This is a genomic window from Micromonospora pallida (genome assembly GCF_900090325.1).
GTDB classification, from domain to species: domain Bacteria; phylum Actinomycetota; class Actinomycetes; order Mycobacteriales; family Micromonosporaceae; genus Micromonospora; species Micromonospora pallida.
In genome coordinates this window covers 4255186-4279635 of sequence record NZ_FMHW01000002.1, presented here as the reverse complement: position 1 = coordinate 4279635, position 24450 = coordinate 4255186, and the positions used below count along the sequence as shown (strand labels likewise).

16 protein-coding genes and 2 pseudogenes are annotated in these 24450 nt (G+C 74.4%); 11 read left to right on the top strand and 7 right to left on the bottom strand.

From position 1 onward, the window contains the following. Positions 1–18 precede the first annotated feature (18 nt). The 4 genes and pseudogenes from GA0074692_RS17460 to GA0074692_RS17440 form a co-directional block, all read right to left on the bottom strand. Entirely contained in the window at positions 19–3828 is a 3810-nt protein-coding gene (locus GA0074692_RS17460; RefSeq protein WP_141725321.1) for a multicopper oxidase domain-containing protein, read from the bottom strand. Positions 3829–4305: 477 nt separating this feature from the next. Next, a pseudogene (locus GA0074692_RS17450) lies at positions 4306–5132 on the bottom strand (DNA-formamidopyrimidine glycosylase family protein). A gap of 240 nt (positions 5133–5372) precedes the next feature. Beyond that, complete coding sequence (locus tag GA0074692_RS17445) at positions 5373–5615, bottom strand: CPCC family cysteine-rich protein (RefSeq protein ID WP_091645955.1); 243 nt, start codon at positions 5613–5615, stop codon at positions 5373–5375. 48 nt (positions 5616–5663) lie between these two features. After that, entirely contained in the window at positions 5664–6449 is a 786-nt protein-coding gene (locus tag GA0074692_RS17440) for an SAM hydrolase/SAM-dependent halogenase family protein (RefSeq protein ID WP_091653641.1), read from the bottom strand. Between the two features lie 172 nt (positions 6450–6621). On the opposite strand from GA0074692_RS17440, the gene GA0074692_RS17435 reads away from it, so the two are divergent. Then, entirely contained in the window at positions 6622–7218 is a 597-nt protein-coding gene (locus GA0074692_RS17435) for a hypothetical protein (RefSeq protein ID WP_091645953.1), read from the top strand. 119 nt (positions 7219–7337) lie between these two features. Here the strand turns inward: GA0074692_RS17435 and GA0074692_RS17430 are convergent, their stop codons facing one another. Continuing rightward, positions 7338–11855, bottom strand: a complete 4518-nt coding sequence (locus GA0074692_RS17430; RefSeq protein ID WP_091653639.1) for an ATP-dependent helicase — start codon at positions 11853–11855, stop codon at positions 7338–7340. Positions 11856–12054: 199 nt separating this feature from the next. Here GA0074692_RS17430 and GA0074692_RS17425 point away from each other — a divergent pair. The 10 genes and pseudogenes from GA0074692_RS17425 to GA0074692_RS17380 form a co-directional block, all read left to right on the top strand. Then, a pseudogene (locus GA0074692_RS17425) lies at positions 12055–12396 on the top strand (hypothetical protein); the annotation flags it as partial. Between the two features lie 319 nt (positions 12397–12715). Beyond that, positions 12716–15550 (top strand): Na+/H+ antiporter subunit A, encoded by a 2835-nt coding sequence (locus tag GA0074692_RS17420; protein ID WP_091645952.1) that lies wholly within the window; start codon positions 12716–12718, stop codon positions 15548–15550. Beyond that, positions 15547–16020, top strand: a complete 474-nt coding sequence (locus GA0074692_RS17415; protein WP_091645950.1) for a Na(+)/H(+) antiporter subunit C — start codon at positions 15547–15549, stop codon at positions 16018–16020. Before GA0074692_RS17420 ends, GA0074692_RS17415 begins: the two co-directional genes overlap by 4 nt. Then, positions 16017–17519, top strand: a complete 1503-nt coding sequence (locus GA0074692_RS17410; RefSeq protein WP_091645947.1) for a Na+/H+ antiporter subunit D — start codon at positions 16017–16019, stop codon at positions 17517–17519. The genes GA0074692_RS17415 and GA0074692_RS17410 overlap by 4 nt, the downstream gene beginning before the upstream one ends. Before the next feature lie 173 nt (positions 17520–17692). Next, on the top strand, positions 17693–18277 hold the full coding sequence (locus tag GA0074692_RS17405; protein ID WP_245730345.1) for a Na+/H+ antiporter subunit E: 585 nt from the start codon (positions 17693–17695) through the stop codon (positions 18275–18277). Further along, positions 18274–18537: an MrpF/PhaF family protein gene (locus tag GA0074692_RS17400; RefSeq protein WP_091645945.1), complete on the top strand. Its 264-nt coding sequence runs from the start codon at positions 18274–18276 to the stop codon at positions 18535–18537. Before GA0074692_RS17405 ends, GA0074692_RS17400 begins: the two co-directional genes overlap by 4 nt. Before the next feature lie 67 nt (positions 18538–18604). Next, on the top strand, positions 18605–18916 hold the full coding sequence (mnhG, locus tag GA0074692_RS17395) for a monovalent cation/H(+) antiporter subunit G (protein WP_091653635.1): 312 nt from the start codon (positions 18605–18607) through the stop codon (positions 18914–18916). Between the two features lie 150 nt (positions 18917–19066). Beyond that, positions 19067–20410: a hemolysin family protein gene (locus tag GA0074692_RS17390; RefSeq protein ID WP_091645943.1), complete on the top strand. Its 1344-nt coding sequence runs from the start codon at positions 19067–19069 to the stop codon at positions 20408–20410. Beyond that, entirely contained in the window at positions 20407–21471 is a 1065-nt protein-coding gene (locus GA0074692_RS17385) for a hemolysin family protein (protein WP_091645941.1), read from the top strand. Before GA0074692_RS17390 ends, GA0074692_RS17385 begins: the two co-directional genes overlap by 4 nt. Positions 21472–21479: 8 nt before the next feature. After that, positions 21480–22403 (top strand): sporulation protein, encoded by a 924-nt coding sequence (locus GA0074692_RS17380; protein ID WP_091645938.1) that lies wholly within the window; start codon positions 21480–21482, stop codon positions 22401–22403. Positions 22404–22534: 131 nt separating this feature from the next. Here GA0074692_RS17380 and leuE read toward each other — a convergent pair whose 3' ends face one another. Both leuE and GA0074692_RS17370 read right to left on the bottom strand, forming a co-directional pair. Beyond that, positions 22535–23194, bottom strand: coding sequence for a leucine efflux protein LeuE (leuE, locus tag GA0074692_RS17375; protein ID WP_091645935.1), 660 nt, complete (start codon positions 23192–23194; stop codon positions 22535–22537). 10 nt (positions 23195–23204) lie between these two features. Next, positions 23205–24449 (bottom strand): bifunctional pyridoxamine 5'-phosphate oxidase family protein/GNAT family N-acetyltransferase, encoded by a 1245-nt coding sequence (locus tag GA0074692_RS17370; protein ID WP_091645933.1) that lies wholly within the window; start codon positions 24447–24449, stop codon positions 23205–23207. Between the last annotated feature and the right edge of the window lies 1 nt (position 24450).

The window sequence follows — 24450 nt, the reverse complement described above, 5'->3', positions numbered from 1 at the left end:
AGCCGAGGGCGGGGCGGTTCAGGTGGGTGTGGTCACCGGCACCGGGGCGGTGAACGCCGAACTGCCCACCACGTTGAACGCGCGGACCCGGTACCAGTAGGTGACCCCACGGCCCAGCCCCGTGTTGGTGAAGCCGCGTCCGGAGACGGTGAAGGCCGTCAGCTCCCGGGCGAAGGCCGAGTCGGCGGCACGTTCGACGACGAATCCACAGCCCGTGCCGGTGGCGGTGCCGGAGGTCCAGCGGAGGACCACCGTGGCGCTCTCCGGGGCCGCCACGCAGGCGGTGGCGATCACCATGGTCGGGGTCCTCGGCATCGGCGGGGTGGTCACCACGCCGACCGTGGACCAGGGCGAGGCGGTGCCGAGGTAGGTGGTGCGGACCCGGTAGTAGTAGGTGGTCTCCGGGGCGACCGTCGGGTCCAGGTGGTGGTCGATGATCCCGACGGCCGTGGTGGCGGGGCCACTGGTGAAGGTCGGATTGGTGGCGCGCTGCACGTCGACGCCGGTGGCGAAGGACCGGTTGGTCCAGCGCAACGCGACCCGTAGCGGCGCGGTCGTCGGCACCACCGCGGTCAGCCCGGTCGGCGCGGCCAGCCGGACCGCTGTCAGCACACTGTTCGACCAGACCGAACAGGCGACCGCGTTCTCCGCACGGATCCGATAGTGGTACGTCACGCCCGGGGTGACCGTGGCGTCGACGTACCGGGTCGCGGTGGCGGCCACGGTGAGCACGGTGACCGGCCCGGCGAAGGTGGCGCTGGTGGCCCGTTCCAGCCGGTGCCGGGTGGCGGGCGGCCGATCGCCGTTGTCGGTCCAGGTCAGCGCGATCGCCGGCAGCGCGATGGCCGAGCCCGGCACCGGGGTCGCGGTCAGGCCGGTGGGCGCCCGGGGCGAGACCCGCACCACCAGCGGACGGCTCATGCCCTGGTCGCGGAGCCCGGCAAGCTGGCTGTGCCACCGGTACTCCCAGCCCAGGCCGACCGGGCGGGCGTCGCCGTCGGTCGGGTCGAGGGGTCGTACGCAGTCGTCGACGGTGAACGGCAGGCCGGGCGGGACGGGACGCACCGCCACCACCACGTCCTCCCCGGGGTCGATCCGGACGGTCTCCTTCCAGCCCCGCTCGTCGGCCGGGGTAGGGCGTACCGTGCCGTCCCGGGCGACCCGGCTGACCAGTTGCACGTCGCCGCCGCCGAAGTGCAGCGGCTGGGTCAGCCGGTCCTCGCCCCGGATCCGCCAGAGCTGGGTGCCGTCGGTGGGCGACCCGACCGGCACCGCCGGATCGGTGGCATACAGGATCTCGGTGGGCGGGTCCGCCGGCTCCCGAGGCACCGGCTCGCCATCGGCCGAGCCGGATCGGGGCAGTCGGTTTCCGTCGCCGCTGCCAGAGCGGGGCAGGGAGCTTCCGTCGCCGCCAGGGCAGGGCAGGGAGCTTCCGTCGCCGTCGTCGCCGGATCGGGCCAGCGGGGCGGCGAGTCGGCCGGCCAGCCGGCCGTGGTCCGGTTCGAAGACCTGCCGGACGGCCCGGTCGACCACCGGCAGGGTGACCGGACCGGTCGCGCCGACCGGGGTGAAGCTGACCGCTGTGGCGTTCGCCGGAACCACGGTCTCCCGCTCGGTCCGGGTGCCGAAGGCCTGGTCGTACGCGGGCTGCGGCACGATCGGCGGCGGCTGGCTGGCGGCGTACGCGGCGGGTAGTTCGTCCCGCAGCCGATCGAGGTCGTACCGGTCGGCCGGGGTGCCGGCCACCCGGAACTGGAGCAGGGTACGGGTGTCCGGGCCGTACCCGGGCACCGCGGCGGGCGATCCGGCGTGGTGGTCGTACCGGGGATCGCCGCCGGGCAGCGGGGCCGGGCAGTCGTTGTACAGGATCAGCGTGCTGCCAGGCGGCACGGTGGCGAAGTCGACGACCACGTCGGCCCGTTCGCCGGGGGCGAGCAGCAGGGTGTGCCCGTCCACGTTGAGCACGCCCGGGTCGAGCCGGTCGTACCGGTAGCCGACCGGGCGGTTGGGCAGCACCACCGGGGCGGGCAGTAGGCCGCACTCGTTGCCGATTCGGATGATCTCCGGGCCGGCGGACCTCGGATCGGGGACACCCCCGTCCCGCCCGTCGGTCGGCCAGTACGTCGGGTGACCGGGCGTGCGGACCGCCTCGACCATGGGCACCTCGCCCGCCCCGGCATCGGCGAGGTTGCCGTCGGCGTGCCACATCGGCCCGTCCGAGCGGGCCCGGTAGAGCTGGAGGTTCAGGCTCCGGTCCGGGCAGGCGTTGAGGATCCGGAACCGGTACGCGCGTGGTTCGACCACCAGGTACGGGTAGGCGGCGCCGTTGACCAGCGGGGTGTCCCCGTACACGTGGGGCACCACCGACGGGTGCGGCACGCCCGGGGCCAGCGGCGGCTGCTCGGGCGCGGCGACCGGGTCGTGGTACGGATTCGACGTCGGACCGTGCGCGGCGGCCTCCGGGTGCCGACACCACGGGCCGTAGTCCCAGCGGCCGATCGGGTTCCGCCCGTCGGGCCGGAACGGGTTCTGCCGGGGCTGGTATACGTGCGGGTACCACAGGCTGCCGCAGGCCCCCCAGCGGTCCCGGTCCCAGGTGGGGTCCTCGGCGGCGAGCTGCGCGTCATCGGGGACGAAGGTCCGGTCGGTGACCATCAACGGAACCTGATCGGCGGGAAGGACACCCTCGTCAACCAGCCGCTCCTCGGCCGGGTCGGTGAGCAGGTACGGGGCGAGCTGGCCGGAGTGGGTGGTGAGCCGGGACAGGCCGAGGGCGTTGTCGTGGAACCACATCAGTCGACCGCTCTGGTCGTTCGGGAAGTACAGCGTGGTGGCGCCCGCGCCGGGTGACGGCATGTCCGGTACGTGGGTCAGCCCCGGCCCGGTCGGGTACGGGGTGATCTCCCCGGCCGGGGTAACCCACTGGGTCGGGTTGCCGGCGCTGATCCAGGCGGTCCGCACGCCCTGGAGGCAGAGCACCGCCCGGTTCTGCGGGTACGGCGCCGGCCCGTCCAACGGTCCGATGCCGGCCCCGGGCAGGGTCGGGTCGACCGGCAGGAACAGGTCACCGGCGCGTCCGGTGGGAAGCTGGTTGATGAACTTGATCCGGACCGGGCGGTCCCGGCGGGCCACGATCATCGGCCCGAGGTGGTACGCCCGCGCGGGCGGCCGGACGGTGTTGTGCCCATGCTGGTCGGTGCCGAGGTTGAGCTGGCGGTATCCGCGCAGGCGGGTGGGCGGCAGGTCCCGGTGCAGGCGTTGGACGTACTCCTGGAGCCCGATCTCGTAGTAGTCGCAGCCCGGGAAACTGATCGTGTCGGGCACCGCCACCGGCAGGTACCCGCCCAGCTCGTTGGCCTGCTCGGGGCCGAGGCCGGGCAGAGCGTCAACGAACTTGCGCAGGCCGGTGCCGGGCACCACCCGGCCGTCGGGGTCGAGCCGGGGGCGGGGGCTGGTGGCGAGGTTCGGCTCTGGGCCGAAGAAGCGCGGCGCGGCGGCCGGGTCCAGCGCGGCGGTGGGTGGCCCCAGCCCGACGCTGGGCGGCACGAGCGCGGCGGCGGCCAGGTCCGTCCCGGTGGCGGCCAGGTCCGTCCTGGTGGTCGGGTCCGCTCCGGTGGCCGGGTCCGTTCCGGTGGTCGGGGCGGGTCCGGTGGTCGGGTCCGTCCCCGGGACCGTGGCCGGTCCGGCGTCGCGCCGGGTGGGGGACCGGGCGGGCGGGGCTTCCCGGCTGGGGACGGTCCGTTGGCGGGCGTCGGGAGCGGCGTTCCGGGCCGCCGGAACCGTCCCCGGCGTGGACCGGGCGGGGCGGAGTCTGCGGAAGAGGGCCATGGCTGTCCCCGGTGACGGGGGTACGACGATCGCCACCCCGGTGTGACCAACGGTCGTACCCGTACCGCCGCGCTGACGATGAGTGAGCGCGTAATCGCAGCATGCGACAGATGGGCCGGGTCGGGGAATTACCCAATCGTGTCAATTTGGCGGGACCGTCCGGGCCCGGTCCCACCGACAGGCGGGGCGCCCGTAGGTCACCCGGTCCCCGCCCCGCCCCGCCCCCACCCCCGCCCCGCCCCCGCTCCCGCCGTGCCCCCACCCCCACCCCCACCCCCGCCCCGCCCCGCCCCCGCCCCGCCCCCCACCCCCGCCGCCCCGTCGATCATGGAGTTGGGGCACCAGTCAAACCTGGCAATCGTCACCAATTAGGCGCCATAACTCCATGATCGACGGGGTGCTGCGGGGGCCGGCGGGGTGCTGCGGGGGCTGGCGGGGTGCTGTGGGGGTCGGCGGGGTGCTGCGTGGTGCGCGTGGTCAGTGGGGTGGTTGGCAGGAGGGGCACCAGTAGGCCAGTCGTGCCATCGGCGCTGAGCCGTGATGGCCCTGAAGGATCGCCGTTCCGCATCGGCGGCACGGCTGTCCCTGCCGTCCGTACGCCCAGAGGTTGTGGCCCCGGCGCGGGTCACCGGTCGTCGCCCGAGCGGATCGGCCCCGGTTGGCCCACAGGAGGCGTCGAGCGAGGCGAACCATCCTGGGCATGTTCTCGACCCGGCCCACGGTGGTCAGCGGGCTGACCCCGGCCAGAAAGAGCACCTCGGCCGTGTAGACGGTGCCCAGGCCGGCCAGGTTACGTTGATCGAGCAGGGCCTCTCCGATCGGCCGGTCGGGCTGGCTCGCGAGTCGCCGGACCGCCTCGGACTCGTCCCAGTCCGGGCCGAGCAGGTCCGGTCCGAGGTGGCCGACGAGTGTGTCCTCCCCGGCGGTGGGCACCAGGGCGACGTCGTGCAGGTGGTAGCCGACGGCGACGGCGTCGGCCGTCCGCAGCACCACCCGGATCAGGTGCGCGGGCCGGCCGGTCCACCGCTCGTCCGGCGCGTACGTCCGCCACGCCCCGTCCATCCGCAGGTGTGAGTGGAGCGTCCAGGCCCCGTCCCGGCCAGCCGCCGCCGACGGCGAGTCGGTGGGGCGGTGAGTCGGAGCAGCAGGTGCTTGCCCCGGCTGACGCAGCCGCGCACCGTCCAGTCGGTGAGGTCGGTGGTGGCGAGCTGCGGTACCCGGAAGTCGGACCCGGTCAGCCGGCCGCCCGCCAGCGCGCGGTCCAGCAGGCGGGCGGTGTTCCAGACGGTGTCACCCTCGGGCACCCGTCCATCCTGCCTCGCGGCACCCGTCCGGGCACGGCGGACGCCAGCGGTGCCCGACCGGACGGGCCGCGGCCAGCGCTGTCCGACAGGAGGGCCGTTGTCAGCGGTGCCCGGGCGGACGGGCCGGGGCCAGCGCGTCCGACCGGGCGGGCCGTTGTCAGCGGTGTCCGATCGGACGGGTCGAGGTCGGCGGTGCCGGACCGGGCCGACCGTCGGTCAGGGGTGCTCGTCCGGCGGGCGTCAGGGATGCTCGTCCGGGTGGGGCGAGCGGACCATCTCCTGGTAGCGGGGGTGGCTCGCGCCGTAGATGGCGAAGTTCAGTCGGGCGTGGGACAGGCTCAGGTCACCGTTGGGGCCGCCCCGAACCAGGTCGGCGTCCGCGTCACCCTGACCGTCGTCTGTCCAGAAGCAGACCGGACAGGTGCCCCCACCCGTCCGGAATCCGCAGCAGGGACAGTTCGTTGGAACCCACTGCTCGCCCACCCGCAAAGCATTCCATAGTGTCCGATGTCCCGGCACCGGGGATCTGGCTCAGTCCGAATGTCGGACCGAAACCCGATCGCCCGCGCGCACCCTCAGACGATCCGCCGCCCGGCCGCCGTTCACCGCCACCGCGACCTGGCCGGCCGAGTCGACGTAGATCACCAGTTGGCCCGGCGGCGCGTCGCCGAAGGTCCGTCCGTGCACCGCCTCGTGCCCGCCCACCCGCAGCGTCGCCGGCCGGCCGACCAGCGCGGACGGGGGCGCGGCGAGCTGCACGTTGCCGAAGTGGTCGACGGTGAGCACCTCGGCGGTGAAGCCCGTCGGGGTCACCTCCAGCACCGGCTCGGGTAGCCGGACCAGGTCGGCCGGTTCGATCGGGGGGCCGGCCTCGGCCAGGGACGCCCCGGTGGCCAGCCGGGCGGCGACCGGGGCGAAGACGTCCCGGCCGTGGAAGGTGCGGGACACCTCTGGGGCCAGCCACTCCGGGTTGGTCAGCTCCACCGCCGCGCGGACCCCGCCGAGCGCCTCGGCGGCCGGCACCAGCAGACCGTTGTCCGGTCCCACCAGCAGGCCACCCGGGGCCTCGAGCGCGATTCCGCGCCGGCTGGTGCCGACCCCCGGGTCGACCACCGCCACGTGTACCCCGGTCGGCAGGTACGGCACGGTCTGCGCGAGCACCGTCGCGCCGTGCCGGACGTCGGTCGGCGGCACCAGGTGGGTCACGTCGATCACCCGTACCTGCGGCGCCAGCCGGGCGATCACCCCGTGGCAGGCCGCGACGAACCCGTCGGAGAGCCCGTAGTCCGTGGTCAACGACACCCAGCCGAACCCCATGGCCTCCACCCTAGATCCTCACCGTGGACCGGGTCCGCCCCCGGCCAACGTGCCCAGGTGAAGCGGTCGAGCCGCCGGGTCGGTCGTACGAAGATCGACCGAGGCCGTTGCGCGCCCGGTGCCGACCGACCGGCCCTCCCGCCACTGGGGACGGTTCGGCAGACTACGAGGGGTGACCTCCGCGCCCCGTACCCTGACCCTCGCCGCCCTTCTCGTGCTCGCCGTCGCCGGCTGCGGTGACGACGCCGACGACCGGCCCGACAGCGCCGCCCCGACGAGCGCACCCCGATGGGCTACCCCGACGGAGGTGCCCTCGCCGGCAGCGGCCCCGTCGGCGACGCCGGACGGCGGCGCGACTCCGAGCGGCCCGCCCCGGGCCGGCCGGATGACCCCGCCGCCAGCGGCCGGACCCACCGAGCGACCCGGATCCAAGCCCCCACCGTTTGTCCTGCCGACCCGCTCGGCCGGCGCGCCGAGTGCCCGGCAGGTGGTGGACGCGTTCCGGGCCGCGAAACTGCCGGTCTCCGGCCTCCGGGACCGCTCGATCGATTGTGGGCCGGACGGCGCGGGGCTGGGCTGCGCCGAACTGCTCGTCACCGACGCCGTCTCGGTGTACGTCTTCCCCGACGAGGCGAACGCGGTGAACCGGGCCGACATGTGGGGTGCCGACGTGTACCGGAAGGGGACCGTGGTGCTCAGCTACCTGGGCACCAAGACCAGCACCGACCAGCGGAAGCGCTACGACGCCGCGCTCGCCGCCCTGCGCTGAGCCGGCGGCGGCCCGGCCGGCAGCCGGGTCGGTCAGCCGGCTGCCGGAGACGGTCGGGCGCGCTGTCGGAGGTGGTCAGCCGCGCAGCCGGGTCGGTCAGCCGTACAGCCGGCGGGGGGTCAGGCGCGTAGGCGGAGGCCGCGTGGGGTGGCCCGGAAGCCGGCGGCGGTGAGCGCGTCGCGCAGCGGTGAGGCGTGCACCGCCCCGCCGTCGGCCCGCTCCACCGAGATCGCGCCGAGCGCGCCGGAGTGCACCGCGTCGGCCAGCGCCTTCGCCGCCCCGGCGAGGACGTCGGCCTCGGCGCTGAACGACAGGACGGTCCGCCCGCCGCGCTCGACGTAGAGCACCAGCTCGCCGTCGACCAGCACGACCAGGGCACCGGCCTTGCGGCCAGCCCGGTGACCGGTGGCCGGGGCGGCGCCGTCACCGGAGTCGACCACCCGTTCCGGCCACGGCAGCGCCGCACCGTACGGGTTGGCCGGGTCGGTCGCCGCCAACACCAGCGGCGCCCCGCCGCGGGCGCGTGCGCCGTCGGCGGTGTCGGCGAGGGCACGCAGCCGGTCCACCGCGCCGGGCACCGCGAACTGCGCCGCCCCCAACCCTTCCACGAAGTACCCGCGCCGGGCCGCCCCGCGTTCCTCCAACGCGGACAGTACGGGGTAGACCGCGGCGAACCCGCCGGTCACCTGCTCGGCGACGACCGCGCCCCGGGTGAGCACACCGTGCCGCTCCAGCAGCAGGTCGGCCAGGGCGGCGGCCCGCCGGGTCGGATCAATGTCCCGGTCCGGCAGTCGGGACCAGCGTCCGGCCACCGTCGGTGGCCCGCCCCGGCTGGGCAGCGCCACCCGGCCGGGGCGGCGGTACCGGGTGCGCGGGGCGGTGGGTCGGGTCCGGTGCGCGCCGCCCCCGCCGAGCAGCGCGCGCAGCGGGGCGAGCGTGTCGTTGGTGAGGTGACCGGCCCAGACCAGGTCCCACAGCACGGCGGTCAGGGCCGCGTCGTCCGTGGCGCCCACCCGGTCGGCGAGCGGCCGGAAGAAGAGCGCCTGCCCGTCGGCCAGCGCGTCCAGCACCGCCGCGTGCGCCGGGGTCAGGGTCAGCGCACCGTCGAGCGGTGGGAGCAGCAGCGGCGCGGTGTCGGCGTACGCCAGGGTGACCCAGCCGTCCCCGCCGGAGATCGCTCCCGAGCCGGCCCAGACCAGCTCGCCGCTGGCGCAGAGTTCGTCGAGGAAGGCGGGCGAGTAGTCGGCCACCCGGGCCGGCAGCACCAGCCGTTCCAGCGCGGACGCGGGCAACGCCACGCCCTGGAGCTGCTCGACGGCGGCGGCGAGCGCCTCCACGCCCCGGGCCGCCGCGCCGACCTGCTGCCAGCGGGGCAGGAAGGTGGCGAGCGTTCGGGGCGGCACCGGCTCGATTTCCCGGCGCAGCGCCGCCAGCGAGCGGCGGCGTAGCAGGCGTAGCACCTCGGCGTCGCACCACTGGGTGCCGGCACTGTCCGGCAGGAACTCCCCGGAGACCACCCTCCCGGTCGCGGCGAGCCGGCGCAGTGCCTGCTCCACCACGGCGACGCCGAGCCCGAAGCGGGCCGCGCAGGTCGCCGCCGGGAACGGGCCGTGCGTACGGGCGTACCGGGCGACCAGGTCGCCGAGCGGGTCGGCGACCGGGGCGAGGTACGCCTCCGGCACCCCGACCGGCAGCGCCACGCCGAGCGCGTCCCGCAGCCGGGCGGCGTCCTCCACGCCGACCCAGCGTTCCTGCCCGGCGACCCGCAGCCGCAGCACCCGGCGGGCGGCGGCCAGCCCGGTCGGCCAGTCCGCCGGTACGCCCCGCTCGGCCAGCTCCGCGTCGGTCAGGTCGCCGAGCACCCGGAGCAGTTCGACCACGTCCTCGGCGTCGCGGGGCCGGCGCTGCTCGGTCAGCCAGCGCAGTTGCCGCTCGGTCTCGGCGAGCACCGTCGGGTCGAGCAGCTCGCGCAGGTCGACCCGGCCGAGCAGCTCACCGAGGAGGCCAGAGTCCAGCGCCAGGGCGGCGGCCCGCCGCTCGGCCAGCGGGGCGTCCCCCTCGTAGAGGAACGCGCCGACGTACCCGAAGAGCAGGGACCGGGCGAACGGCGACGGCTGGGTCGTCTCCACCTCGACCAGGCGGGCCTTCCGGGTGGTCAGCTCCCGCATCAGCGTGGTCAGCGCGGGCAGGTCGAAGACGTCCTGGAGGCACTCCCGGGCGGCCTCCAGGGTGACCGGGAAGTCGGCGTACTCCCGGGCGACGTCGAGTAGTTGCGCGGCGCGCTGCCGCTGCTGCCAGAGCGGCTGGCGGCGGCGCGGATCCCGGCGGGGCAGCAGCAGGGAGCGGGCCGCGCACTCGCGGAACCGGGCGGCGAAGAGCGCGGACGTACCGACCGACTCCTCGACCAACTGGGTGATCTCGTCTGGGTCGAAGGCGACCACGTCAGCGCCGGGCGGGGCGTCGGCGGTGTCCGGCAGGCGCACCACGATGCCATCGTCGGAGGGCATGACCTGGGCGTCCACGCCGTACCGCTCGGCCAGTCGGCGGCCGATCGCCAGCGCCCACGGCCCGTTGACCCGGGCGCCGAGCACGCTGTGCACGGCCAGCCGCCAGTCACCCAGCTCGTCCCGGAAGCGCTCGACCAGCACCGTCCGGTCGTCCGGCAGGGAGCGGGTGGCCGCCTGCTGCTCGCGCAGGTATGCCATGAGGTTGCCGGCGGCCCAGTCGTCCAGCCCGCCGGCGCGCAGCGCCGCGACCGCCGTCTCGTTGTCCTGTCGCAGCAGTGCCCGCACCCGGGCGCCGATCGCCCGGCCCAGCTCGACCGGGCGGCCCGCCTGGTCGCCCTTCCAGAACGGCATCCGGGCGGCCTGCCCGGGGGCGGGGGAGACCAGCACCCGGTCGGGGGTGATGTCCTCGATCCGCCAGGACGACGAGCCGAGCAGGAAGACGTCCCCCACCCGGGACTCGTAGACCATCTCCTCGTCCAGCTCGCCGACCCGGGCGGCGCGTTCCGCCCCGGCGAGGAAGACCCCGAACAGCCCCCGGTCGGGGATGGTGCCGCCGCTGGTTACCGCGAGCCGCTGCGCGCCCGGCCGGCCGGTGAGCACGTCGGTGGCGCGGTCCCAGACCAGGCGGGGGCGCAGCTCGGCGAATGCGGTCGACGGGTACCGCCCGGAGAGCATGTCCAGCACCGCGTGCAGGGCCGAGTCGGGCAGCTCGGCGAAGGGCGCGGCCCGGCGGACCAGGACGGCCAGGTCGCCGACCGGCCACGGCTCCAGGGCGACCATCGCGACGATCTGCTGGGCGAGCACGTCGAGCGGGTTGCGCGGGTGGTGCAGCTCCTCGATCGCCCCGGCGGCCATCCGGTCCGCCACGACCGTGCAGGAGAGCAGGTCGCCACGGTGTTTGGGGAAGACCACGCCCCGGGAGACCGCGCCGACCTGGTGCCCGGCCCGGCCGACGCGTTGCAGGCCCGCCGCGACGCTCGGGGGCGCCTCGACCTGCACGACCAGGTCGACGCTGCCCATGTCGATGCCCAGCTCCAGGCTGGAGGTGGCGACCACGCAGGGCAACTGCCCGGACTTGAGCGCCTCCTCGATGTGCTTGCGTTCCTCCCGGGACACGCTGCCGTGGTGGGCGCGGGCGATCACCGGGGCGGCCCCGCCAGCCGTGCCGGACTGGGCCATGATCTCGGCCGGCGGTCGGGGCGACACCGGTGGCGGGTCGGCGGCCAGCTCGTTGAGGCGGGCGCAGAGCCGTTCGGCGCTGCGCCGCGAGTTGGTGAAAACGATCGTCGAGCGGTGTGCCCGGACCAGGGCGAGGACCCGCTCCTCGACCGCCGGCCAGATCGAGGCCCGTCGGGGGCCGGGACCGCCCAGGTCGTCCTCCGGGGGTTCGACGTCGTCGAGGCGGGTCATGTCCTCCACCGGCACCTGGACGCTGACCTCGATGGTCTTGGCGGCCGGCGGTTGCACCACGTCGACCGGCCGGGAACCGCCCAGGAACCGGGCGCAGGCGTCGATCGGGCGGACCGTGGCGGACAGGCCGATCCGCTGCGCCGGCCGGGGGAGCAGCTCGTCGAGGCGTTCCAGGGAGAGGGCCAGGTGCGCGCCGCGTTTCGTGCCGGCCACCGCGTGCACCTCGTCGACGATCACCGTCTCGACCCCGCGCAGGGAGTCCCGGGCCGCCGAGGTGAGCAGCAGGAACAGCGACTCCGGGGTGGTGATGAGGATGTCCGGCGGGGTGCGCGCGAAGGCCCGGCGCTCGTCGGCCGGGGTGTCGCCGGTACGCATGCCGACGGTGATGTCGTAGGGAGTGACCCCGAGTCGGGTGGCCGCCTGCCGGATGCCGGCCAGCGGGGTGCGCAGGTTCCGCTCGACGTCCACCGCCAGGGCCTTCAGCGGGCTGACGTAGAGCACCCGGCAGCGTCGCCGGGGGTCCTCCGGGACCGGCTCGCGGGCCAGCCGGTCGATGGACCAGAGGAACGCGGCGAGCGTCTTGCCGGAGCCGGTTGGGGCGACGACCAGGGCGTGCCGGCCGGCCGCCACCGACCGCCAGGCGCCGGACTGGGCGGGGGTGGGTGCGGCGAAGGCGGCGGTGAACCACTCCCGGGTCGGCGCGCCGAACCCCGCCAGCATCTCCGTCACGCCTTCCATCCTGCCTCGCCGGTACGACAACGGCGCTGCTCGCGCGGGTCGTCGGGATCGGCTGCGGTCCGGCTGGGCGGCTACCGACCGGGATGGGGCGCTTGCGCGTTAAGTCTTACTTAACTGCTTGCTAGGCTGTGGCAACAGAAGGTAACTTCTCCGGCAACGCCGGTCGGGGGAGGGGAGCCGGATGGCCGTGGAGCGAGGCTTCGAGCCCGGCACCGATGTGCTCATCCGCAAGGTCGACAGCCACCTCGCCGCCGTTCGGGTCGGCCTGGACGGCCCCGAGTTGGAGTTGGCCGAGCGGCTCGCCCGCTGCCTGCGGGAGTTGGTCGCGGAGACCGCCCAGGCCAGCGCCGCCGACCGCGCCCAGGTGCGGGCCGCCGTGCACTACTTCGTCCTACGCCGGGAGAGTCGGGGTCGGTTGCTCTCGGTGCGTTCCCTCGCCGCCGCGCAGCGGCTGGTCAACCGGGTGGCCGTCCAGCTCGGCCGCCCGGACCTGCTGGTGGAGTCCCGCCGCGACGGCGCGCCGCGGGAGCGGGCCGTGCCGGTCGCCAGTCGGTCCGCCCCGATCGCCGGCCGATCCACCGAGCCGGCCGTGCCGGTCCCCGGCCGATCCGCTGACCGATCCGCCCCGCTCGCCGGCCGGTCCGCCGAGTCACCCGTACCGGTCGCTGGTCGGCCTGCCGAGCGGCCCGCCCCGCCGGAGGCGTCCCGGCGGTCGAGCGACGCCGACCGGGTGGTAAACCGGGCAATTTTCGCAAAGCGTCCCATAGGTCCCACTGTCTGACGTGTGATCCCTGGTAGCCGGAGAGCGCCCCGCCGGGCGCTGCCACCTACCGGGAGGACGCGTGTTCGTACTGCTGATCCTCCACCTCGTGGCGGCCCTGCTCGCGCCGTTGCTGGTCCGGTGGTGGGGTCGGCGGGCCTGCTACCCGCTCGCCCTCGCCCCCGCCGCCGCGTTCGGCTGGGCCGTCGCGCGTACCCCGGCGGTCCGCGACGGGGGCGCGCTGGCCGAGACCCATCCCTGGATCCGTCACCTCGAACTCGACCTGGCGCTACGGCTCACCACCCTGTCCTGGTTGATGACCCTGCTGGTCGGCGGGATCGGCGCGTTGGTGCTGGTCTACTGCGCCGGCTACCTCTCCCCGACCGAGCCGGAACTCGGCCGCTTCGTCGGCGTCCTCGTGGCCTTTGCCGGGGCGATGCTCGGTCTGGTCCTCGCCGACAACCTGCTCCTGCTCTACGTGTGCTGGGAACTCACCACGGTCTTCTCGTACCTGCTGATCGGCCACCACCCGGAGCGGCGGGCCAGCCGGTGGGCCGCCGCCCAGGCCCTGACCGTCACCACGCTGGGCGGGCTGGCGATGCTCGTCGGGTTCGTCATGATCGGGCAACGGGCCGGCACGTACCGCTGGTCGGAGATCGTCGCCGCGCCGCCCGGCGGCGGACACCTGACCGTCGCCGTCCTGCTCGTGCTGGTGGGGGCGCTGGCGAAGTCGGCCGTTCTGCCGTTCACCGCGTGGCTGCCGGCGGCGATGGCCGCGCCCACCCCGGTCAGCGCGTACCTGCACGCGGCGGCCATGGTGAAGGCCGGCGTCTACCTGGTCGCCCTGCTGGCCCCGGTGCTGGCGCACACCCCACCCTGGCGGCCGGTCACCGCCGTGGCCGGGCTCGCCACCCTGATCGTCGGTGGTTGGGCGGCGCTGCGCCAGACCGACCTGAAGCTGCTGCTGGCGTACGGGACGCTGAGCCAGCTCGGGCTGCTGGTGGCGGTGACCGGCGTGGGTACCCGGGAGGCGGCGCTCGCCGGGTTGGCGCTGCTGCTGGCGCACGCCCTGTTCAAGGCGACGCTCTTCCTGGTCGTCGGGATCGTCGACCACGTCACCGGCACCCGGGACCTGCGGGAGCTGACCGGACTGTGGCGGCGGCTGCCGCTGCCGGGGACCGTCGCGCTCCTCGCCGCCGCGTCCATGGCCGGGGTGCCGCCGCTGGTCGGGTTCGTGGCCAAGGAAGCCGTCCTGTACGCGTTCCTCGACGACCCGCTCACTCTCGGCGTCGTGCTGGTCGGTTCGGCCCTCACTGTCGCCTACAGCGTCCGCTTCGTCTGGGGCGCCTTCGCCGACAAGCCCGGGGTCGGGCCGGTGACGGTACGCCGGCCGGGACGGGCGCTGCTCGTCCCCCCGGTCCTGCTGGGCCTGGCCAGTCTCCTCCTCGGGCCCCTCGCCGGGCCGGTCGGTGCCCTCCTCACCCCGTACGCCGCCGGGTTCCCCGGCACCGACCACCCGCTGGCGCTCTGGTCCGGGCTCCAGCCCGCGCTGGGGTTGTCCGTGCTGGTCCTCGCGGCGGGTGGACTGCTCTTTTTGGGACGCGGCCGGCTCGCCCCGGCACTGGCCCGGCTGCGCGCTCCGATGTCCGGATCGGAGCTGTACGAGGGCGTCACCCATCTCTTCGACCGCGCCGCGATCGAGCTGACCAGCCGGATCCAGCGTGGCTCGCTGCCGCAGTACCTCGGCACCATCCTCGCCGTCCTGGTGCTGCTCCCGGGCGGGGCGATGCTGCTGGTCCGGCCCTGGCCGGTGCCCACCCGGCTCTGGGACAGCCCGGTCCAGGCCGTGGTCGCGCTGGTCGTCACGGTGGCGGCGGTGCTCGCCGTGGGCGCCCGGACCCGGCTGACCGCGATGCTGCTGGTCGGCGTGACCGGCTACGGCACCGCGATGATCTTCGTGGTGCACGGCGCGCCCGACCTTGCGTTGACCCAGATCCTCGTCGAGACCGCGACGATCACCCTCTTCGTGCTGGCGCTGCGTCGGCTGCCGCCCCGCTTCTCGGTCCGTCCCCTGCGGCGCAGCCGGTGGATCCGCCGGGGGATCGGGGTGACGGTCGGGGCGGTCCTCGCCGGCCTGGCCGTCGCGGCGGCCGGCAGCCGCCGCCTCCCCCCGATCTCGGTGGAGTTCCCCCGGCTCGCGGTCGAGCAGGCGTACGGCCACAACGTGGTCAACGTGATCCTGGTCGACATCCGCGCCTGGGACACCGTCGGCGAGATGTCGGTGCTCGTGGTGGCGGCCACCGGGGTGGCCAGCCTGGTCTTCGAACGCTCCCGCACCGATCCCCGCCCACGGCGCGGCGGCACCTCCGGCGGCCGTCCCCGGCCGGGGCAACGGGTCTGGCTCCGGGGCGGACCCACCCTGCACGAGCGCCGCCGCTCGCTGGTCTTCGAGGTGGTCACCCGGCTGATCTTCCACAGTGTCGTGATCTTCTCCCTCTTCCTGCTCTTCTCCGGGCACAACGCACCCGGTGGCGGCTTCGTCGGCGGGCTGGTGGCGGCGCTGGCGCTGACCCTGCGTTACCTGGCCGGCGGCCGGTACGAACTGGAGGACGCCGCACCGGTGGGGGCCGGCACGGTGCTCGGTGTCGGGCTGGGGACTGCGGTGGGCAGCGGGGTGGTGGCGCTGGTGGCCACGGGGAACATGCTGGACAGCAGCCGGATCGACCTGCGCCTGCCCGGAATCGGTGACTTCTACCTGGTCACCTCCCTGATCTTCGACGTCGGGGTCTACCTCGTCGTCATCGGGCTGGCACTGGACGTCCTACGTGCCCTCGGCGCGGAGGTGGACCGCCAGATCCAGGCCGGCGGCCAGGCGGCCCGGGGCCTGGTGGCCGACCGGCGGGGCGGGCAACGATGACCGCCGGGTCGGGCGACGGCCCCTCGCTGGTGCTGGCACTGATCGTCGGGGTGCTCGTCGCGACCGGGGTCACCCTGCTGCTGGAACGCAACCTCACCCGGGTCCTGCTCGGCGTGATCCTGGTCAGCAACGGGGTCAACGTGCTGATCCTGATCAGCAGCCCGGCCGGGGAGGCCCCGCTGGTCGGCGTCAACCCGGTGAATCGCATGAGCGACCCGCTGCCCCAGGCGATGATCCTCACCGCCATCGTGATCACCCTGGGCCTGGCCGCGTTCCTGCTGGCCGTGGCGTACCGGAGCTGGTTGCTCACCGCCCACGACGAGGTCCGGGACGACCCGGAGGACCGGCAGATCGTGGGGCTCGCCGACCGGGACGCCGTGCCGGCGGCGGACCTGGGTGGGGAGGGACCAGGGGACGACCCCGAGCAGGTCGACCGGTCGCCGAACGCACCCGAGGACGGCGGCCGGTGACCGCGCTGGTGCCGCTGCCCGTGGTGATTCCGCTGCTGGGCGCGGCCCTGACCCTGATCCTGCCGTGGCCGAGGGCGCAGCGCGCGGTCAGCGTGCTCGTGCTCACCGCCACGCTCACCGTCTCGCTGGTGCTGCTCGTCCGGGCCTACACCGAGGGGCCGATGGTGGTCCGGATCGGCGGCTGGCTACCGCCGGTCGGCATCGTGCTGGTCGCCGACCAGCTCGCCGCCCTGCTGTTGACCATCTCGGTCGCCGTGACGCTCTGCGTGCTGCTCTACTCCATCGGGCAGGGGCAGTCCGACCTGGGTGAGGGCACCCCGGTGGCGATCTTCCACCCGACCTACCTGGTGCTGACCGCCGGGGTCACCAACGCCTTCCTCGCCGGCGACCTGTTCAACCTCTTCGTCGGCTTCGAGATCCTGCTGACCGCGAGCTACGTGCTGATCACCCTGGGCGGAACGGACGTCCGGATCCGCACCGGCTCGACGTACGTGGTGGTCAGCATCCTTGCGTCGATGATCTTCCTGAGCGCGGTGGGGCTGGTCTACGCGGCGACCGGCACGCTCAACCTGGCCCAGCTCGCCGGCCGGCTGGACGCCCTGCCGCCGGACCTGCGGCTGGCGCTGCACCTGATGCTGCTGCTCGCCTTCGGCATCAAGGCCGCCGTCGTCCCGCTGTCGGCCTGGCTGCCGGACAGCTACCCGACCGCGCCCGCCCCGGTCACCGCGGTCTTCGCCGGCCTGCTCACCAAGGTCGGCGTGTACGCGGTCATCCGCGCCGAGACGCTGCTCTTCCCCGGCGGGCAGGTCGACGACCTGCTGATGGTGGTGGCGGGGCTGACCATGCTGGTCGGCGTCCTCGGCGCGGTGGCCCAGTCCGACCTGAAGCGGCTGCTCTCCTTCACCCTGGTCAGCCACATCGGCTACATGATCTTCGGGGTCGCGTTGAGCACGGTGGCCGGGCTCACCGGCGCGATCTTCTACGTGGTGCACCACATCACCGTCCAGACCGCGCTCTTCCTCGTCGCCGGACTGGTCGAACAGCGGGCCGGCAGCACCGACCTGCGCCGCCTCGGCGGCCTGGCCCGGGCCGCCCCGGTGATCGCCGTCCTGTTCTTCGTCCCGGCGATGAACCTCGCCGGGATCCCGCCGTTCCCGGGGTTCCTCGGCAAGCTCGGTCTCTTCCAGGCCGGCGCGGCGACGGGCGGCGCGCTGCCCTGGACGCTGGTGGCCGTCGGCGCGGCGACCAGCCTCGGCACCCTCTACGCCGCCTCCCGGGTGTGGAACATCGCCTTCTGGCGGTCGTACCGGACCGCCACCGACGATCCGCCCGCCCCGCTGCCCGCGTTGATGCTCGGGCCGACGGTGGCGCTGGTCGCGCTCGGCGTGACGTACACCCTCGCCGCCGGACCGCTCTTCAACGTCACCGCCGACGCGGCGGACGACCTGCACCGACGCGCCCCGTACGTGCGCGCCGTCTTCCCCGGGGGCACACCGTGAACCCGGACGACCCGGTATCACCCGGTACGCCCGAGCCAGACCCGGCCGCTGCGGGCGGACGTGCGTCCGGACCGGCCTCCGCCGGAAGGCCCGCCTCCGGGCCGGCTTCTGCCGGTACGCCCGAGCCCGGCGCGGCCGCTGCCCGCACGCCCGCGTCCGGTCCGCGCCGGAGGTTGATCCCCGGGACGTCCCCGGGACGTGCCCGGGCGGCCCGTTGGCGGGAACGGGCGATCGCCGCCGGCTGGATGGTGTTCATCTGGAACCTGCTCTGGGGGCGGTTCACCCTCGGCAACCTGATCGGCGGGGTGGCCGTCGCGGCGACGGTGCTGGTGTTCTTCCCGCTGCCACCGGTCACCCTGGAGAGCCGACTGCGCCCCGGCGCGCTGCTGCGCTTCGCGGTGCGGTTCGCCGGCCAACTGGTCGGCGCCAGCATCCACGTCGCCTGGGTGGCCGTCCGACCCGGGTACCGGCCGCGCAGCGCGATCATCGCGGTCCGGCTGCGGGTACGCACCGACCTGAACCTGACCCTCACCGCCGAGGTGCTCACCCTCGTGCCGGGCAGCCTGATCGTCGACGTCGACCGGGGCGCCGGGCTGCTCTACGTCCACGTCCTCGACGTCCGGGGAGCAGCGGACCTGACCCGTACCCGCCAGCGCATCCGGGACGTCGAGCGACGCGTCGTCCGGGCGGTCGGCTCGCCCGCCGAGGTCCGGCTGCTGACGGCCCGTCCCGCCACCGAGGAAGGAACCGCCCCGTGAACCTGGCCGTGACCGTCGGCGTCACCGTCCTGCTTTCCGTCACCGTGCTGCTCGCGCTGGCCCGGATCGTGCGTGGCCCGACCCTGCTCGACCGGCTGGTCGCCACGGAACTGCTGCTGGCCACCATGATCGCCGCGGTGGGCGCCGAGGCGGCGGTGCACCGCCGCACCAGCACCCTGCCGGTGCTGGTGGTGCTGGCGCTGCTCGGCTTCCTCGGCTCGGTGGCCCTGGTCCGGTTCGCCGCCGGGGAGGAGTCGTGACCGCCACCGACCTGGCCGACATGGTTGCCGCCGGGGAGGAGTTGTGACCGTCACCGACCTGGCCGACATGGTTGCCGCCGGCTGCCTGGTGGGCGGGGCGCTGCTCAGCCTGGCCGCCGGGATCGGGGTGCTGCGCCTGCCGAGCACCCTGGACCGGATGCACGCCGTCACCAAACCGCAGGTGCTGGGGGTGCTGCTGATCCTGCTGGGGCTGGCCCTGCGGCTGCGCAGCCGTACCGACCTGGGCATGCTTCTGCTGGTCGGGCTCTTCCAACTCGTCACCGCGCCGGTCACCGCGCAGATGATCGGTCGGGCCGCCTACCGGTCCGACCGCCTCGACCGGGACCTGCTCGACGTCGATGAACTCGCCGAACAGTGAAACCGCTTCCCCCGACATTTAGCCAGCACACAGCCATGGCCGATAAAATGGCCGCATGATCGACTCTTCTGCCCAGGAGGGCAGCAGTAGCCGGCCGGGTACGACCCGGCCTTCCCTAGCCGCCGCGACGTCGGGAGCCCTGAGCCTCCCGTGTTGATCGTCGTCGGACTCGCCCTGATCATCGTTCTTACCGCCGCTACCGGCTACTTCGTGGCCCAGGAGTTCGGCTACGTCGCCGTCGACCGCGGCAAGCTCCGTCAACTGGCCGACGACGGCGACCAGGCCGCCGCCCGCGCCCTACAGGTCACCAGCCGGTTGTCCTTCATGCTCTCCGGCGCGCAGCTCGGCATCACCGTCACCGCCCTGCTCGTCGGGTACGCCGCCGAGCCGTACCTCGGCGCCGGCCTGGCCGAACTGCTCGGCGGCGTCGGGGTCTCCACCGCGGTCAGTCTTCCGCTGTCGGTGGCGCTGGCCCTGATCATCGCGACCGTCGTGCAGATGGTCCTCGGTGAGCTGGCCCCGAAGAACCTCGCCATCGCCCGGCCTGAGCAGCTGGCCCGGGCCCTGAGCCGTTCCACCCTGATCTACCTCGCCGTGGCCGGTCCGTTGATCAAGCTCTTCGACCGGGCCGCGGTACGACTGCTCCGACGGGTCGGCATCGAGCCGATCGAGGAACTGCCCAGCGGGGCCACCCCGGAGGACCTGGAGCAGATCATCGCCGAGTCCCGCGAGGAGGGACACCTCGACGCGGCCATGTCCGACCTGCTCGACCGGGGGCTGGACTTCCGGGAGCTGACCGCCGGGGAGGCCATGGTGCCCCGGGTCGACGTGCACACCGTCCGGGCCGACGAACCGATCAGCCGGGTGGTGGCGCTGCTCGACACCGGCCACTCCCGGTTCCCGGTCCGGGGCGCCGAGGGCGTCGACGACCTGGTCGGCGTGGTCGGGATCGCCGACGTGCTCGGCGTACCCCCGGCCAAGCGCGCCACCACGCCGGTGAGCGCGGTGGCCGTCCCGCCGCTGCTGGTGCCGGAGACGCTGCCGTTGCCGACGGTGCTGGACCGGCTGCGGGTCGGGCACCGGCAGCTCGCCTGCGTGGTCGACGAGTACGGCGGGTTCGCCGGCGTGATCTCGCTGGAGGACATCGCCGAGGAACTGGTCGGCCCGATCCGGGACGAGGACGACCCGCCGGAACGCGCCCCCGCCCGACAGGACGACGGATCCTGGGTGGTCCCGGCCCGCTGGCGGATCGACGAGGTGGCCGACAGCACCGGCATCGCGCTGCCCGAGCGTCCCGAGTACGACACCCTCTCCGGGCTGGTCATGCGGGAACTGGGCCGGGTCCCCGAGGTGGGTGACCTGTTGGAGATCGGCCTGCCCGCCGAGGACGGCGAGGTCGCCCCGCGTGCCCTGGTCGAGGTGCTCGCGGTGGACCGGCACGTCGCCGACTCCGTCCGGCTGCGGGTCACCGGCACCAGCGAGGTGGCCGCATGAGCGCCGGATTCGCACTGATCACCTCGGTCGTGCTGCTCGCCCTGAACGGGTTCTTCGTGGCCGCCGAGTTCGCCCTGGTGGCCAGCAAGCGGTACCGCCTCGAACAGGCGGCGGTGGGCGGTGGCCGGGCGGCCCGGGCGGCGCTGGACGGCGTCCGGGAGCTCTCCCTGATGCTGGCCGGCGCGCAGCTCGGCATCACCCTCTGCACGCTGGGGCTGGGCGCGCTCGCCGAACCGGCGATCGAGCACCTGCTCAGCCCGCTGCTGCACGCGGTCGGCCTGCCGACGACGGCCAGCCATGTGATCGCCCTGGTCTTCGCGCTGTCGCTGGTCACCTTCCTGCACCTGGTGGTCGGCGAGATGGCGCCGAAGTCGTGGGCGATCACCGACGCGGAGCGCTCGGCGCTGCTGCTGGCCCTGCCGTTCCGGGCCTTCGCCCGGGTGGCCCGACCGGTGCTGTCGCTGCTCAACGCGGTGGCCAACGCGATCCTGCGGCTGGTCCGGGTCAACCCGCAGGACCAGCTCGCCCAGGTGCACGGCCCGGAGGAGCTGCGCATGCTGCTGGAGCAGTCCCGTGAGCACGGGCTGCTCGGCGCCGAACAGCACCAGATGCTCACCAGCATGCTGGAGTTGCAGCGCACCAAGGTCTCCGACGTCATGGAACCGTTCGGGCAGATCGTCACGGTACGCCGGGACGACCCCGCCGAGCGGATCGAGGAGGTCTCCCGGGACAGCGGGCGCTCCCGCCTGGCGGTGGTCGACCCGGCCGGCGACGTGGTGGGCCTGGTGCACGTACGGGAGGCGGTCCGGGTCACCACGACCGGCCGGTCGGCGACCGCCGGTGAGCTGATGGCCGACGCCTTCACCCTGCCCGCGACGGCCTCGGTCACCGAGGCGGTGGCCGCGATGCGGGGCGTGCAGGCGCAGCTCGCGCTGGTGCGCAACGGCGGCGGACCGACCCGTCCGATCGGGTTCGTGGCGCTGGAGGACCTTCTCGAGGAGGTCATCGGCGAGTTCGACGACGAGACCGACCCGGTGCCGCGCGGGCGACGGATGCGGTAGGGCGAGGGGTGCGGTTCACGGGGGTGTCACCGGAGTCCGGCGGGACCGGACTGACCGTGCACACCTCCGTGACCAACCCGAGCACCCGCCCCGGCCTACGACTGCCGGGGCGGGTGACGCTCACCGCCGCCTCGACCGACGTGCCGGTGGGGCACATCCGGCTGGGCCTGGTCAGCACGGTCGAACCGGACGACCCCGGCCAGCCCCGCCGCCTGGTGCAGTTCCACCAGGCGGCGGTGGCCGGCGGGTTCGTCCTGCCGGCCGGGCGGCGGCGGTCGGTGGCCTTCGCGCTGCCACTGCCCTGGGAGACGCCGGTCAACATCTTCGGCGGGGTGCCGCTGCTCAGTCTCCGGATGGGGCTGCGCACCGAGGTGGCCCTGGACGGACTGCTCGACCAGGGCGCGATGGTGCCGGTCTTCGTCCACCCGCTCCCGAGCCAGCAGCACGTGCTGGCGGCCCTGGACACCCTCGGCTTCACCCTGCGGCAGGCCGGACTCCAGGCCGGCCGGCTGCCCGGGGTGACCCAGACCCTCCCCTTCCATCAGCGGATCAACTACTGGGTGGCGCCGCTCTACGCCGGTCCGGTCACCGAACTGGAACTGATCTTCGTGGCGGACCGGGCCGCCCTCGAGGTGATCCTCTGGCTGGACCGCCGGCTCTCCCTGGCCGGGGTGACCCACCAGAGCATCAGCCGGTTCAAGGTGTGGCACGTCGACGCCGGCCAGCGGGACTGGGTGAGTCTGGTCGACGGCTGGCTGCGGCAGGCGGTCAACCGGCACGCCGAGGCGGCGGCGCACGCCTACTGGTCGGCCCGGATCACCAGGTCGGCCCACGTCAGCCGCCCGCCCGACCGCCCGGTGGCACCGGGGGAGGGGCTGGGCGGCACCGCCGGTGGCCCCGGCATCGGCGGCGGATCCGGCGACGGCACCTGAGCGCGGCGGGGTGCCCCTGCCCGGCCGTGCGCCGGGTCGGCGGCGTCCGCGCGGCCCCTACTCGGCCGGGGCGGCCTCTGCTCGGCGGCGTCGGCCTTTGCTCGGCCGCGCGGCCGCCGGTGGCCCCGGGCTCAGCCGGCGGTGGCGGTGGCGAGCTTGAAACTGAAGCCCAGGAAGAGCGCCGCGACGCCGGTGGTGGCGGTGACGGCCAGCCGGCGGCGGGCCCGGAACTGGGTGGCCAGGAAGGTGCCGGCGAAGATCAACGCGGTCAGGTACAGCACGCTGGTCACCTGGACGACCAGGCCGAGCGCCAGGAAGGAGAGCGCCGGCCAGGGGTAGGTCGGGTCGACGAACTGGATGAAGAAGGAGACGAAGAAGAGGATCGCCTTCGGGTTGATCAGGCTGACCACCAGGGCCCGCCGGAACGGCGCGCGGATCGCCGCCGGCTCTGGAGCGGCCAACAGGCGCGGCGCGGCCGGGTCGTGGCGGGTACGCCACCGCCGCCAGGCACCGCGCAGCATGGCCAGACCCACATAGCCGAGGTACGCCGCGCCGGCGTACTTGATCACCAGGAAGAGCGGTGGGTACGCGGTGAGCAGCGAGGCCACCCCGGCCGCGGAGAGGACCATGAGCACGGCGTCGCCGACGACCACCCCGGCGGCGGCCCGGTAGCCGGCGCCCACGCCGCGCCGCGCGGCGGCCGAGAGCACGAAGAGCGAGTTGGGTCCGGGCAACAGAATGATCGCCACGGTACCCAGCACAAATGTCCAGAAGTCGGTGATGCCCAGCACGCGGCCATCATCACGCCATCGCGGCCCCCGAACGAAGCCTTTCCCGCAGCTGGCGCTGTGCTTCCGGCCACTCGTCGACGATCATCGAATACTGGACGGTGTCCCGCCAGGAGCCGTCGGGGCGCTGCCGGTGCATTCGGAGCACCCCCTCCCGGGTCGTGCCGAGCCGTTCGATGGCCCGCTGTGAGCGTTCGTTGCGGATGTCGGTGTGCCAGACCACCCGGCGTGCCCCCAACTCCTCGAACGCCCGGGTGAGCAGCAGCAGCTTCGCCTCGGTGTTGACCGCGCTGCGCCACCAGGGGCGACCGAGGAAGGTGTAGCCGATGGCCACCGCCCCACGGTCGGGGTCGACCTCGTAGTAGGACGTGGTGCCGATCACCGCGCCGGTCACCGCGCAGCGCTGCACCCACGGCACCCGCCCGCCCCGGTGGTGGGCCGCGAGCGCCTCCGCGACCAGCTCGCGTACGCCGGTGGCGTCCGCCGGCCGGGGGCTGCCCAGGTGTCGCCAGACCTCCGGGTCGTCGGTGGCGTCGAACAGCTCGTCGGCGTGGGCCAGGTCGAGGGGCTCCAGCAGCACGTGAGCGCCGCGCATCGGTACCGGATCGAGCCACGGCGAGCGGGGTGGGCGCAGGTACGTCGGGACCGACGCGGTGACGCCGGCGTCCGACTCGGGGAGCCCCGGGGCCAGCCGGAGCGGCACCACCCCGGCCCAGTACGGCAGGGCCAGGTCGGCCGGCTCCTCGCTGACCCCGCCGGTGCGGGCGCGGACCGAGACCTCCCGCAGCGGCAACGCCAGCACGGCCGTCTCGGCCAGCTCCTTCCGGCTCGGCGGGCGGCTCTCCGCGCTGCGGCCAGCGCCGACCTTCTCCACCAGCGCGGTCAGCACGGCGGACTTCTCGGCCGCGTCGGTGACCAACCGCGCGACCCCGTGCGCGACCACCGAGCGGTAGTTGGCGCTGTGGTGGAACTGGGAGCGGGCGTAGACCAGCCCGTCGAGCAGGGTGACGCTGACGCAGATCGGCAGTCCGGCCGGCTCCCGGGCGGCCAACAGGGGCCGGCTGCCGGTGGAGCCGTGCAGGTAGAGGGTGTCGCCGACGCGGACGTGGAGGGTGGGGAGCAGGCGCGGTTCGCCGTCGACGGTGAACCCGAGAGTGCAGTGGTACGCCTCGTCCAGCACGGCGTGCGCGGCGGCGCGGTCGTGGCTCGTCCGCTCCCGGAGGCGGGTGGGGGTGGTCCGGGCGGTCGGCGTGTACATG

What these genes read in the sequence shown, in the direction of transcription:
- GA0074692_RS17460 (WP_141725321.1), bottom strand. Translation starts at nt 3,828, where the DNA reads ATGGCCCTCTTCCGCAGACTCCGCCCCGCCCGGTCCACGCCGGGGACG.
- GA0074692_RS17440 (WP_091653641.1), bottom strand. Translation starts at nt 6,449, where the DNA reads ATGGGGTTCGGCTGGGTGTCGTTGACCACGGACTACGGGCTCTCCGAC.
- GA0074692_RS17430 (WP_091653639.1), bottom strand. Translation starts at nt 11,855, where the DNA reads ATGCTGGCGGGGTTCGGCGCGCCGACCCGGGAGTGGTTCACCGCCGCC.
- GA0074692_RS17415 (WP_091645950.1), top strand. Translation starts at nt 15,547, where the DNA reads ATGACCGCCGGGTCGGGCGACGGCCCCTCGCTGGTGCTGGCACTGATC.
- mnhG (WP_091653635.1), top strand. Translation starts at nt 18,605, where the DNA reads ATGGTTGCCGCCGGCTGCCTGGTGGGCGGGGCGCTGCTCAGCCTGGCC.
- GA0074692_RS17385 (WP_091645941.1), top strand. Translation starts at nt 20,407, where the DNA reads ATGAGCGCCGGATTCGCACTGATCACCTCGGTCGTGCTGCTCGCCCTG.
- GA0074692_RS17370 (WP_091645933.1), bottom strand. Translation starts at nt 24,449, where the DNA reads ATGTACACGCCGACCGCCCGGACCACCCCCACCCGCCTCCGGGAGCGG.